The organism is Allobosea sp. OK403 (assembly GCF_900113835.1).
Classification (GTDB): domain Bacteria; phylum Pseudomonadota; class Alphaproteobacteria; order Rhizobiales; family Beijerinckiaceae; genus Allobosea.
Window position 1 is genome coordinate 579,080 of sequence record NZ_FOQV01000003.1, and the last position, 12,131, is coordinate 591,210.

14 protein-coding genes are annotated in these 12,131 nt (G+C 65.8%); 13 read left to right on the forward strand and 1 reads right to left on the reverse strand.

Features of this window, described 5'->3' with window-relative positions; translation table 11 throughout:
* Nucleotides 1-7: 7 nt before the first annotated feature.
* The 6 genes from BMZ97_RS13890 to BMZ97_RS13915 all read left to right on the forward strand — a co-directional run bounded on the left by BMZ97_RS13890 (nucleotide 8) and on the right by BMZ97_RS13915 (nucleotide 5,117).
* Nucleotides 8-667, forward strand: a complete 660-nt coding sequence (locus BMZ97_RS13890) for an amino acid ABC transporter permease (RefSeq protein WP_092170257.1) — start codon at nucleotides 8-10, stop codon at nucleotides 665-667.
* A gap of 10 nt (nucleotides 668-677) precedes the next feature.
* A complete protein-coding gene (locus BMZ97_RS13895; RefSeq protein ID WP_092170260.1) occupies nucleotides 678-1,328 on the forward strand; it encodes an amino acid ABC transporter permease in 651 nt (216 codons plus the stop codon).
* A complete protein-coding gene (locus BMZ97_RS13900; RefSeq protein ID WP_092170262.1) occupies nucleotides 1,315-2,043 on the forward strand; it encodes an amino acid ABC transporter ATP-binding protein in 729 nt (242 codons plus the stop codon). The genes BMZ97_RS13895 and BMZ97_RS13900 overlap by 14 nt, the downstream gene beginning before the upstream one ends.
* 41 nt (nucleotides 2,044-2,084) lie before the next feature.
* On the forward strand, nucleotides 2,085-2,894 hold the full coding sequence (locus tag BMZ97_RS13905) for a transporter substrate-binding domain-containing protein (RefSeq protein ID WP_092170265.1): 810 nt from the start codon (nucleotides 2,085-2,087) through the stop codon (nucleotides 2,892-2,894).
* Between the two features lie 96 nt (nucleotides 2,895-2,990).
* A complete protein-coding gene (locus BMZ97_RS13910; RefSeq protein ID WP_092170267.1) occupies nucleotides 2,991-4,019 on the forward strand; it encodes a M14 family metallopeptidase in 1,029 nt (342 codons plus the stop codon).
* Between the two features lie 24 nt (nucleotides 4,020-4,043).
* Nucleotides 4,044-5,117: a LacI family DNA-binding transcriptional regulator gene (locus BMZ97_RS13915; protein WP_092170270.1), complete on the forward strand. Its 1,074-nt coding sequence runs from the start codon at nucleotides 4,044-4,046 to the stop codon at nucleotides 5,115-5,117.
* A 10-nt stretch (nucleotides 5,118-5,127) separates the two neighbouring features.
* Here the strand turns inward: BMZ97_RS13915 and BMZ97_RS13920 are convergent, their stop codons facing one another.
* Nucleotides 5,128-5,817 (reverse strand): GntR family transcriptional regulator, encoded by a 690-nt coding sequence (locus BMZ97_RS13920; RefSeq protein ID WP_092170272.1) that lies wholly within the window; start codon nucleotides 5,815-5,817, stop codon nucleotides 5,128-5,130.
* Between the two features lie 243 nt (nucleotides 5,818-6,060).
* Between BMZ97_RS13920 and BMZ97_RS13925 the strand changes: the two genes are divergently transcribed.
* The 7 genes from BMZ97_RS13925 (at nucleotide 6,061) to BMZ97_RS13955 (ending at nucleotide 12,127) form a co-directional block, all read left to right on the forward strand.
* A complete protein-coding gene (locus BMZ97_RS13925) occupies nucleotides 6,061-6,882 on the forward strand; it encodes a transporter substrate-binding domain-containing protein (RefSeq protein ID WP_175525583.1) in 822 nt (273 codons plus the stop codon).
* Between the two features lie 103 nt (nucleotides 6,883-6,985).
* Entirely contained in the window at nucleotides 6,986-7,681 is a 696-nt protein-coding gene (locus BMZ97_RS13930) for an amino acid ABC transporter permease (RefSeq protein ID WP_092170278.1), read from the forward strand.
* 29 nt (nucleotides 7,682-7,710) lie between these two features.
* Complete coding sequence (locus tag BMZ97_RS13935; protein ID WP_092171414.1) at nucleotides 7,711-8,442, forward strand: amino acid ABC transporter ATP-binding protein; 732 nt, start codon at nucleotides 7,711-7,713, stop codon at nucleotides 8,440-8,442.
* Nucleotides 8,443-8,490: 48 nt separating this feature from the next.
* The gene (locus tag BMZ97_RS13940; protein ID WP_092170280.1) at nucleotides 8,491-9,669 is read left to right on the forward strand and encodes an iron-containing alcohol dehydrogenase; all 1,179 of its coding nucleotides are present in this window, start codon (nucleotides 8,491-8,493) and stop codon (nucleotides 9,667-9,669) included.
* 148 nt (nucleotides 9,670-9,817) lie between these two features.
* Nucleotides 9,818-10,471 (forward strand): helix-turn-helix domain-containing protein, encoded by a 654-nt coding sequence (locus BMZ97_RS13945; RefSeq protein ID WP_092170283.1) that lies wholly within the window; start codon nucleotides 9,818-9,820, stop codon nucleotides 10,469-10,471.
* Between the two features lie 76 nt (nucleotides 10,472-10,547).
* Nucleotides 10,548-11,438, forward strand: a complete 891-nt coding sequence (locus BMZ97_RS13950; protein WP_092170286.1) for a class II glutamine amidotransferase — start codon at nucleotides 10,548-10,550, stop codon at nucleotides 11,436-11,438.
* Complete coding sequence (locus BMZ97_RS13955) at nucleotides 11,438-12,127, forward strand: GltB/FmdC/FwdC-like GXGXG domain-containing protein (RefSeq protein ID WP_092170290.1); 690 nt, start codon at nucleotides 11,438-11,440, stop codon at nucleotides 12,125-12,127. The genes BMZ97_RS13950 and BMZ97_RS13955 overlap by 1 nt, the downstream gene beginning before the upstream one ends.
* Nucleotides 12,128-12,131 lie beyond the last annotated feature (4 nt).

The window sequence follows — 12,131 nt, forward strand, 5'->3', positions numbered from 1 at the left end:
CGCAGCGATGAACTTCCAGCAGCTCTGGCGCTATCAGGACCAGCTCGTCGAAGGCACGCTGATCACGCTTGCCCTGACGCTGATCGCGGCCTGCGCCGGCCTCGCCATCGGCGTCCTCGGCGCGGCGCTCTTGCGCAGCGGATCGCGCCCGGTTCGCCTCGCGATCCGCAGCTATATCGAAATCATCCGCAACACGCCCTCGTTGATCCAGATCTTCCTGATCTTCTTCGTGCTGCCGAGCTTCGGTCTCAAGCTGCCGGCCTTCGAGGCAGCCGCCGTCGCGCTCAGCCTGTATTTCGGCGCCTACGCCATCGAGATCGTGCGCGCGGGACTGGAGTCGATCCCGCCAAGCCAGATCGAGGCCGGCCAATGCCTCGGGCTGACACGCTGGCAGGTCTTTCGCCATGTCGTGCTGCCGCCGGCGTTGCGCAACGTCTATCCGGCCTTCACCAGCCAGTTCACCCTGCTGTTGCTAGGCACCTCGCTCGCCTCCCAGGTCGCGGCCGGGGAGCTGTTCCATGCCGGCAGCTTCATCGAGAGCCGGACCTATCGCAGCTTCGAGGTCTATGCGGTGATCTGCGCGATCTATTTCGCGATGGTGATGGCGTTCAAGGCGGTGTTCGCCGTCATCGGCGTCCTCGCCTTCCGCTGGCCGGTCAGGCGCTGAGGAGCCCGGGATGCGTTCCTTCAGCCTTATCGACCTGGTCTCCCTCGTCTATGCGCTGCAATGGACGGTGCTGCTCGTGCTGCTGGCGCTCGCCTTCGGCGCGCCGCTCGCGCTCCTGCTCGCAACCGCGCGCACCAGCCGGTTTGCAGCCTTGCGCTGGCTCGCCGCAGCCGTGATCCAGCTCATCCAGGGCGTGCCTCTGCTCGGCCTGCTGTTCTTCTTCTATTTCGGTATGCCGGTCTTTCTCGACCTGCAGGTGCCGGCGCTCGTCGCCGTCGGCGTGGCCTATACACTCTATACGGCGGGCTTCCTCGGCGACATCTGGCGCGGCGGCATCCAGGCGGTGAAGCCAGCGCAATGGGAAGCCGGCGCTTGCCTCGGCCTGAGCGCCTGGCAGCAGTTCCGCCACATCATCGGCCCGCAGGCGCTGCGGCTCTCCCTGCCGCCGACGGTCGGCTTCCTCGTGCAATTGATCAAGGGCACGTCGCTCGCCTCGATCGTCGGCTTCGTCGAGCTCGCCCGCGCCGGCCAGGTCGCGAGCGCGGCGACCTTCCAGCCGCTCCTCACCTACAGCCTCGTGGCCGCGATCTATTTCGCGCTGTGCCTGCCGCTGACCCTGTGGTCCCGTTCCCTGGAGGCTCGCCTCAATGGCGCTCGTTGAAATCCGCGATGTCCGCAAGAGCTTCGGCCAGGTCGAGGTCCTGAAAGGGGTCTCGCTCGATGTCGAGGAGGGCGAGATCGTCACGATCATCGGCCGTTCGGGATCGGGCAAATCGACGCTGCTGCGCTGCATCAACGCGCTGGAAACCGTCAATTCCGGCACGATCACGGTCGAGGGCCAGCGCGTCTCCACCGGCATGGCCAATCTGCGCCAGTTCCGCCAGCGCGTCGGCATCGTCTTCCAGGCCTTCAACCTGTTTCCGCATCTGACGGTCGAGAAGAACATCACGCTGGCGCCGCTGCTGACCAAGAAGATCGGCAAGGGCGAGGCCCGCGCGCTCGCCCAGGACGTGCTCGGCCGCGTCGGGCTCACTGACAAGATCGACGCATGGCCGGAGCAGCTTTCGGGCGGCCAGCAGCAGCGTGTCGCGATCGCCCGCTGCCTGGCGATGGCGCCGCATCTGATGCTGTTCGACGAGGTGACCTCGGCGCTCGACCCCGAGCTCGTCGGCGAGGTGCTGAAGGTCATGGAGGATATGGCGCGCCAGGGCATGACCATGGTCCTCGTCACCCATGAAATGGGCTTCGCGCGCAATGTCGCGAACAAGATCGTCTTCATGCATCAGGGCAAGGTCTGGGAGGAGGGCCCGCCGGAGAAGCTCTTCGCCGATCCCCGGACGCCCGAGCTGCGCAGTTTCATCAACTCGGTGAAGTAGCCGGTCCCTAAGGCTGCAACGAGCCCTCAGAGGAGAACAGCATGACCCCGTTCAAGACCATGATGGCGGCACTCATTGCCGCAACAACCCTGGCCGCAGCGACCCTGGCCGCCCCCGTCGCCGCCAGGGCCGACAAGCTGCAGGACGTCCTCAAGGCCGGCAAGCTGCGCGTCGGCATCCTGACCGATGCCGCGCCCTGGGGCTTCAAGGACGACAAGGGCGAGATCGCCGGCCTCGACGCCGACCTCGCCAAGCTCGTCGCCAGCGACCTCGGCGTGAAGCTCGAGCTCGTGCCCGTCACCGGCGCGGCGCGCATTCCGAGCCTGCTCTCCGACAAGATCGACGTGCTCGCCGCCGGCCTCGGCGCCACGCCTGAGCGCGCCCAGCAGATCATGTTCTCGCAACCCTATGCCGTGGTGAATCTCGGCGTCTACGGCCCGAAATCGATCCCCGCCGCCACCGGCAAGAAGCCCGACAACCTCAAGGGCAGGACCGTCGCCGTCGCCAAGGGCACGACGCTCGATCTCTGGCTGACCGACAACGCGCCCGAGGTAAAGGTCGTGCGCTTCGAGGATACGCCGGCCGCCATCGCCGCCTATCTCGCCGGCCAAGCCGATACCTTCGCCGAGAACAGCGCCATCGCCATCAAGGTGATGGAGCAGAACCCCGGCAAGGAGGTCGAGATGAAATTCGTCATCCGCCAGTCGCCGGCTCATATCGGCGTGCGCCAGGGCGAGCAGAACCTGCTGAACTGGCTCAACACGGCGATCTTCTCCAACAAGCTCAACGGCAAGCTCGGCGCGCTGCAGTTGAAATGGTTCAAGGAAGAGCAGTCCCTGCCGACGCTCTGAATTTCCAGCCGCCGCCCGGTTTTCGCCGGGCGGCGGCCTGACCCGAAGCCGCTGCCGGTTTGGCTCCCGCCGGCCGGCTGCGCATCAAGGTGCCCCATGCATACCGGCCTTTTCCACGAGCTCGACTTCGCCGCGAACGGCAAGTCGCTCGGCTATCTCAGCATTCCCTTCTCGGTCGACCGCTCGCCCTATTTCCAGGTCAAGGTGCCAGTCTGCCGCATCCGCAACGGCGCGGGCCCGCGCGTCCTGCTGATGGCCGGCAACCATGGCGACGAATATGAGGGAGAGATCGCGCTCACCCAGTTGATCCGGCGCCTGGCGCCCGAAGCGATGTGCGGCGAACTGACGATCCTGCCTTTCACCAATGCGCCGGCGGTGATGGCGGCGCGGCGGCGCTCGCCGCTCGACGAGGGCAATCTCAACCGCGCTTTCCCGGGCGACGCCAGCGGCGTGCCGACCAGCCGGATCGCGCATTTCCTAGAGACACAGCTGTTCCCGCGTCATGACGTGGTGTTCGACCTGCATTCAGGCGGCACCTCGATGGCGCATCTGCCTTGCGCCTTGATCGAAAAGCAGGGCTCGCCGGAGACCTTCGCTCGCGCGCTCGCGTTGATGGACGGGCTCGGCATGCCCTTCGGCTTCGTCGCGGAGAACGGCGCCGCAGCCCCGACCTCGATGGCCGCCGCCGCCCGTGCCGGGGCAATCGGCATCTCCGGCGAGTTCGGTGGCGGCGGCACGGTGACGCCGCAAAGCATGGCGCTGACCCGGCGCGCCATCGACAGATTGCTCCTGGCGCTCGGCAGCATCGCCGAGCCGGTGCTGGGCCCGCATCAGCCGATCGAACAAGCGATGACGCTGCTCGCCTTGCAGAGCCACACGCAGGCGATCTACGCCACGCGCCGGGGCTGGTTCGAGCCGCATGTCGATTGCGGCGCGACAGTCGAGGCCGGCGATCTGGCAGGCTGGTACCACGATTTCGGGCGACTCGAGATGGCCGAGGACGAGCTGCGCTTCGCGGCCTCCGGCATCGTCATTTCGCGCCGCCTGCACACCGACAGCGAATCGGGCGATTGCCTGATACAGGTCGGGCGACGCTTGGATCGCGCCGCCTTCGGCCTCAGCTAAGCGGCAGGCGATCGGGGAGGCTCGATGACGGAGGAGGCGACGCCACGGCCGAATTACGACGATGTCGTGCGCGTGCGCGCCGACCAGGCGATCGCGCCGCGCCCCTCCGCCCGCCCTCCCCGCATCGAGGCGGTCGCGCGCCTCGCCGGAGTCTCACCGATCACCGTCTCGCGGGCGCTGCGCCAGCCGGAGAAGCTGACCGAGGAGACCCGCCGCAAAGTGCTCGAAGCCGTTGCGCACACCGGCTATGAATCGAACCCCCATGCGCGGGCGTTGCGCTCCGGCCGCTCGACGCTCGTCGCGGCCTTCATTTCCAACATCCTTAGCCAACCTTTCGGCCTGGCGATCCAGGGGCTGGCAGCCGAGCTCGAACCCGAAGGCTATGAGCTGATGATCGGGCAGACCTCCTATTCCTATGCGAAGGAGGTCGCGATGATCCGCTCGCTGCGTTCCTTGCGGCCGGCGGCCGTGATGTTCACCGGCGTCATCGAGCTCGAGGACAACCGGCAGGCGCTGCGCGAACTCTCGATTCCGGTCGTTGAGACCTGGGCCTATCCGCGTGATCCGATCGACATGCTGGTCGGCTTCTCCAATGTCGATGCCGGCGCCATGGCGGCCGAGCATCTTGCCGCGCGGGGTTATCGCCGCCTCGGCTTCATCGGCCGCGCCGGCGGGCGCGGCGCGCTGCGGCTGCGGGGGTTCCGGGCGGCAGCGGAACGGCTTGGCGTGACGATCGCCCGCGAGGTGACCGTGCCCGAGGTGATCGGCATCGCGGATGGCCGCGCGGCGCTGCGCCGGCTCGTGGAGGATGGCGAACAGGTCGAGGCGGTGTTTTGCGCCAACGACCTCCTGGCGACGGGCGCCCTGATCGAGGCACGTGCGCGGGGCCTCAGCATCCCCGGCGACCTCGCCATATTGGGCTTCGGCGACAATGACGCCGCCGCCGAGATCGCGCCGGGCCTGACCACGATCAGCATCGACGCCTACAGCATCGGCCGGCGCGCCGGGGCGCTGCTGCGCGAAAGGCTCGCCGGCGTTACGCCGCAGAGACCGCAGCAAGCCATCGACCTCGCATTGATCCTGCGCGGGAGCATCTGACCCCCCGTCCTCAGATCGCGTCCGCCTGCTCCGAGAGCAAGCCCTGGGCGATCGACGAGGCGTTGCGGACATGCGTCAGCGCCGCATTATAGGCCGCCTCACCGTCGCCGGCCCGGATCGCATCGACGATGTTCTGCATCTGCCTGGGCCCCTCGACATTGCGCCCTGTCGTCTTGATCGTCATCGAGCGCAGATAATTGATGCGCACGGTGATGGAGCTGACGATGCCCCAGGCGATGTCCTTGCCGGAGGCTGCGAACAACAGGCGATAGAATTCGGTGGTCTCGGCGAGGACCGTCGACATCGCATTCTCGGCATAGGCCGCGCGGATGTTCGCAAGCCGGCTTTCGAGCGCTGAGACGACGCCGGGCTGCTTGCTTTCCGCGCAGGCCCTGGCCGCGATGCCTTCGAGCACACCGCGAATCTCGTAGATCTGCTTGGCTTCATCCGGCGTGGTCTTGGCCACGATCGGACCGCGATTGGGAAGCGTCGCGACGAGCCCTTCCGATTCGAGATGGCGCAAAACCTCGCGGACGATGGTCCGGCTGACCCCGAGTTGCTCGCACAGATCGCGCTCGACAAGTCGCGCGCCCGGCTTGAAGCGCATGTCGAGGATGGCTTCGCGCATCTTTTCTAGAGTCAATTCACGAAGGGTCTTCCCCGGACGATCGACCAGCATCGGCCGCTCAGTCGAATTCATCGGTCGTTCTTCCTGTTTCTACGACAGTTGCCCGATCAGGACACAGAAGACAACAGGCCATTCGCCTGCGCTCCGTCGCCTGATTTATGGGCATGGTCCTGCCTGATTTTTCCCTGGGCAACCAGATTGTGGCGTCAAATTTGGTATGCCATAATACAGGATACCAGTTTGAAGATGGAGCGACAAATGGCCTTCTGGAGATTTGCCGTGCCTTGCGGGCGCAAGCCCCGCAAAGCGATCCGCATGATCGGGCTCGCAGGCCTGATGGCGCTGGTCGCCCTCCCCGCCGCTCGGGCTCAGGCGCAAGCCTGCACGCCGAAGATCGCCGGGAACCTCCTGACCAAGCCCGGGCATTTCGTCATGGCCACCAGCCCGACCTTGCCGCCGATGGCCTATGCGGATCAGAAGGGCGTTCTGAAGGGCATGCGGGTCGAGCTCGGATACGAGATCGCCAAGCGCCTCTGCCTGACGCCGGACTATATCAGCACGGAATATGCCGCGATGGTGCCAGGCCTGCAGGGCGGCCGCTGGGACATGATCAATGCCGGCCTCTTCGTCACGCCCGAGCGCCTGAAGATTCTCTACATGATCCCCTATGAGAACCTCGCGATCAGCATCTCGACACCGACCCAGGCGGGCAAGCCGATCACGGCGATCGACGACCTCGCCGGCAAGCGGGTCAGCACCGATCTCGGCGGTTATGCCGAGCGCAAGATCCGCGACCTGAACAAGGAGTTCAAATCGCGCGGGCTCAGCGAGATGACCATCAATCTCTTCGACAACTACGCCACCGTCTATCAGGCCTTGCGCGCCGGGCAGGTCGATGCGGCGGTCTCGATCGACCCCGTCGCCAAGCAATATCAGGAGCGCGGCGAGTTCACCCATGCGCTCAGCGGCATGTTCCCGACGCCGGGCTCACTCTCCTTCGGACAGAAGGCCATCGCCGATGCTGTGGCCCAGGCACTGAAGGAGATGGAGGCCGACGGCTCGCTGGCCAAGCTGATGTCCGACTACGGCGTCGGCCAGGTCGAGGGCAGCGTCCGCGTGCTGGGGCGCGACAGCTAGGCCCTCACAGGAGCCAAGACCGCTCCTGTCCTCAAGACCACCCTGCCCTGGCGCATGCCCGGGCGTCCCATATCCGATTTCGATCATCTGCCGGGAGATCTGCGTGAAAGGCTGGAACTGGGGCGGCTTCTTCGAATATCTGACGAACGAATACATGCTCGAAGGCGCGCTGATAACGCTCGGCCTGACGGTCTTCTCGATGGTGTTCGGATTGATCCTGGGCTTCCTCGTCGCGCTGATGCGCATGTCGAAGCATAAGATCCTGTCGGTTCCGGCTTATTTCTATACCTGGATCATGCGCGGCACGCCGCTCCTGGTGCAGCTCATCATCATCTATACCGGCCTGCCGCAGCTCGGCATCCGCTTCTCCGTGCTCGAATCCACGCTGATCGGCCTGACCCTCAACGAGGCGGCCTATCTCTCCGAGATCGTGCGCGCCGGCATCTCGGCCGTGCCGCGCGGGCAGGTCAATGCGGCGCGCGCCATCGGCATGCGCGAATTCCAGGTGATGCGCTATGTCGTGGCGCCGCAGGCCTTCCGGATCATCATCCCGCCTTTGGGCAATTCGGTGAACGGCATCCTCAAGACCACCTCGATCGCCTCGATCATCTCCATGGAGGAGCTGCTGCGCCGCACGCAGGTGCTGATCCAGGAGAAGTTCCTGGTGCTCGAGCTCTTCATCGTCGCCGCGCTCTACTACCTGGTGATGACCACGGCCTGGGAGTTCATCCAGCGCCGGATCGAAAAGCGCCTCGGCCGGGCCTTCGACGTGCAGGCCACCGTGACCGAGCAGCGATGAGCACCCCAGTCATGCAGCAAGCGAACGCCATGATCGAAGTCCGCGCCGTCAACAAATGGTACGGCGACAGCTTCCACGTCCTGAAGAATTGCAGCCTGGCCGTCGGGAAGGGAGAGGTCGTCGTGGTCTGCGGCCCCTCCGGCTCCGGCAAATCAACCCTGATCAAATGCGTCAACGGGCTGGAGAGCGTCAGGGATGGCGACATCCTGATCGACGGCGTGAAAGCGACCGATCCCGGCACCGACATGCCCAAGCTGCGGGCGCGGGTGGGCATGGTGTTCCAGCATTTCGAGCTGTTTCCACATATGACGGTGATGGAGAACCTCTGCATCGGGCAGGAGAAGGTGCTCGGACGCTCCCCCTCCGAGGCCAGGGACAAGACGCTCTCCCTGCTCGAACGGGTCGGGCTGACGGAGCATGCGCGGAAATACCCGATCCAGCTCTCGGGCGGCCAGCAGCAGCGCGTCGCCATCGCACGCGCGCTTGCCATGGACCCGATCGCGATGCTGTTCGACGAGCCGACCTCAGCGCTTGACCCGGAGATGATCAACGAGGTTCTCGACGTCATGGTCGGGCTCGCCCAGGAGGGCATGACGATGATGGTCGTCACCCATGAAATGGGTTTCGCCCGCAAAGTCGCCGACAGGGTCGTCTTCATGGATCGCGGCGAGATCGTCGAGAACAGCGACACGGAACAATTCTTCGCCGCCCCCGAGAGCGAGCGCGCGAAACAGTTCCTGTCGAAGATCCTCCCCCATTGAGCATTCGTCCCCATTGAGCATCCCTGTCGACGGGATGGCGAGGCGCAGATGATCAACCGCATCCTCACCCCTCGCGAGCTCATCGTCGGAGGCGGGTCGATCGCGCAGCTTCCCGCCCTGCTGCGGCGCCTTGGCGTCTCGCGGCCACTGCTCGTCATCGACCCCGGCGTCCTCAAGCTCGGCCTGGCCGAGCCGGCGATCGCCGCCATGCGCGCCGCCGGAATCGATCTCGATATCTTCGCGGGCGTCATCGAGGATCCTACCGACGCCACAGTCGATCTCGCCGTGGAGCGGATACGCGGTAGCAACCGGGACAGCGTCATCGGCTTCGGCGGCGGCAGCGCCATCGATACGGGCAAGGCGGCCGCCATCGTCGCCAGCACAGGGGAAGCGGTCCACGCCTTGAAAGTTCCGCGCATCGTCGACCTGAGCGTGATGCCGTTCATCGCGGTTCCGACGACAGCGGGAACGGGCAGCGAGGTGACGCGGGCCTGCGTGATCACCGACACCCAGCGCCAGGAGAAGATGCTGATCCTGGGAACAGCCGCCTTGCCGGCGGCCGCGATCGTCGATTTCGAGTTGACCCTGACCTGCCCGTTCCGCGTCACCGTCGATACCGGGCTCGATGCGCTGACGCATGCTCTGGAAGCGATCATCAACCGCAACTGCAACGCCCATGCCGATGCGCTCGCATCCTCGGCGCTGGCGCTGATCGGCGCCCATCTCGAAACGGCGGCGAGCGAGCCGGGAAACCGCGCCGCCCGCGAAGCCATGATGCTCGGGGCGACCCATGCGGGGCTTGCGGTCTCGAACACCTCGACGGCATTGATCCATGGCCTCAGCCGCCCGATCGGCGCCTTCTTCCATGTCCCGCACGGCCTGTCGAACGCCATGCTGCTGCCGCTCGTGACCGCCTATTCCTTGTCGGCCGCACCGCGACAATACGCGGCCGCGGCGCGGGCGCTCGGCTGGGCGGCGGCTGGAGACAGCGACGAGCACGCCGGCCGCGCACTCGTCCAAGGCTTCATCGGGCTGAACGCACGCCTCAAGGTTCCGACGCCGCAAAGCTTCGGCATCGACGGGGAGCGCTACCGGGCTGTGCTGCCGGAGATGGCGCGCCAAGCCCTCAGCTCCGGGACGCCGCAGAACAATCCACGCGTCCCTGACAGCGATGACATCATTGAGCTTTACCGGAATGCCTGGGATGGCCGAGTTCCGGTCTTTTAAGATGATGGTCGGTATCCCCTTCCCTATGCAGGCCGCTCCCGCCCGGCGCTCCACCATCGGCGAAGGCCGCCCGCGCGACACGTTTCCCTCGCGCCGGCGGCGGTTGACTCGCCCCGGTCGATCCTGCTGTCTGCAGGCGAGCGCGACGATGCGCGATTGGCAAGGGATGGTGCTGTCGTTGAGCATCCAGGACAGTTCGACCGGCTCGGGAGCACCGGGGGAGACCCGCAAAACACTGGAAATCGCGCTTGGCCGCCAGATCCGCGCGATCCGGCGCTCGCATGATTTGTCGGTCGCCGATCTCGCGACGGCTGCCGGGATTTCGGCCGGCATGCTGTCGAAGATCGAGAACGGGCAGATCTCGCCCTCGCTCAACACGATCGCGGCCATCGCCGCCAGCGTCAACGTGCCAATCAGCACGCTCTTTGCCGCCTTCGAGGAGAAGAGCGACTGCTCCTATGTCCCGGCCGGCAAGGGCGTCAACATCGAGCGGCGCGGCACTAAGGCCGGGCATGTCTATGAGCTCCTGGGCCATGCCCTTGGTGGCGACGTGGTGGTCGAACCCTATCTCATCACGCTGCGCGAGGACGCCTCGCCCTTCACCGGCTTCCAGCATGCCGGCGTCGAGTTCATCTACATGCTCAGCGGCGAGGTGGTCTATCGGCACGCCGAGGGACGCTATCGCTTGAAGCCGGGCGATGCACTGCTGTTCGACTCCGGCGCGCTGCATGGGCCGGAGGAGTTCGTGCAATTGCCGATGACCTATCTCTCGATCATCGTCTATCCGCGCCAGGCACTCTAAATTTCCTGGTAGGAACTTTTGTTTCTTGACAGGATAACTTCCCATGCTAGGACTCTCGCTATGACGGGAGGGTCACATGTGCGGGATCGTCGGCTTATTCATCAAGGCTCCGGAGCTTGAGCAAGATCTGGGCCGGCTCCTCTCGGCCATGCTCGAGACGATGAGCGATCGCGGGCCCGACAGCGCGGGCTTCGCCATCTACGGCGCGGACAAGGCCGACCTCGTCAAGCTGACGCTCAGCCATTCCGACCCCGCCGTGCTGGAGCGTGTTGCCGGCGCGCTCGACGCCCATCTCGGCTATCCCGCGGAACGGACGATCCGCTCCAACCACCTCATCGTCTCGGTGCGCCGCGCCGACGAGGAGAAGGCGCGGGCCTTCGCGACTGCCGCCGGCCTGCGCGTCGTCGGCGCCGGCAAGCGCATGGAGATCTTCAAGGAGGTCGGGCTTCCCATCCAGGTCGCGGAGCAGTTCGGCCTCGCCGGCATGACCGGCACGCACGGCATCGGCCATACCCGCATGGCAACCGAATCCGCCGTGACCACGAACGGCGCCCATCCCTTCTCGACCGGACGGGACCAGTGCCTCGTCCATAACGGCTCACTCTCGAACCACAATTCTGTGCGGCGCGAGCTGACGCGCGAGGGCCTGTCCTTCGAGACCGAGAACGACAGCGAGGTCGCCGCCGGCTACCTGACCTGGCGCATGCGCGAGGGTGCTTCGCTACGCGTGGCGCTGGAGGACAGCCTCAAGGCGCTGGACGGCTTCTACACCTTCGTGGTCGGCACCGAGAACGGCTTTGCCGTGCTGCGCGACCCCGTCTCCTGCAAGCCGGCGGTGATGGCGGAGACCAAGGACTATGTCGCATTCGGCTCGGAATACCGTGCGCTCGCCGGCCTGCCCGGCATCGAAAGCGCCCATATCTTCGAACCCGAGCCAGCCAAGGTCTACGCCTGGGAGCGCGCCTGATGCCTGTCGTCGACCTCGCAACGGTTCCGCTGCGTTCGCTGAACGCGGATCTGCACAAGCTGCCCCAGAACACCAATGAGACGCATTGGACGATCAGGAATCCCGGCGGCAAGCACGCTCTGGCGGTCGGGCTCGACGCGCCGGTGACCGTCGAGATCGAGGGGCATGTCGGCTATTACTGCGGCGGCATGAACAAGGAAGCGACGATCGTGGTCGCCGGCAATGCCGGCGTCGGCGTCGGCGAGAACATGATGTCGGGCGAAATCCGCATCAAGGGCGATGCCAGCCAGGCGGCCGGCGCCACCGGCCGGGGCGGCCTTCTCGTCATCGAGGGTGACGCATCGGCCCGCTGCGGCATCTCGATGAAGGGCATCGACATCGTCGTGAAAGGCTCGATCGGCCCGATGAGCGCCTTCATGGCGCAGGAGGGCAATCTCGTCGTGCTCGGCGATGCCGGCGAGGCGCTGGGCGATTCCATCTACGAGGCCAGGCTCTTCGTGCGCGGCACGGTCAGGAGCCTCGGCGCCGATTGCGTGGAGAAGCCGATGGAGGCCGCCGACCGCACGGCGCTGGCCGGCGTCATCGCGCGAGCGGGCCTGAGCGACGACGTCTCGCCGGATGAGTTCAAGCTCTACGGCTCCGCCCGCACCCTCTACCATTTCCACGTCGACAACGCCTCGGCGTATTGAGCGA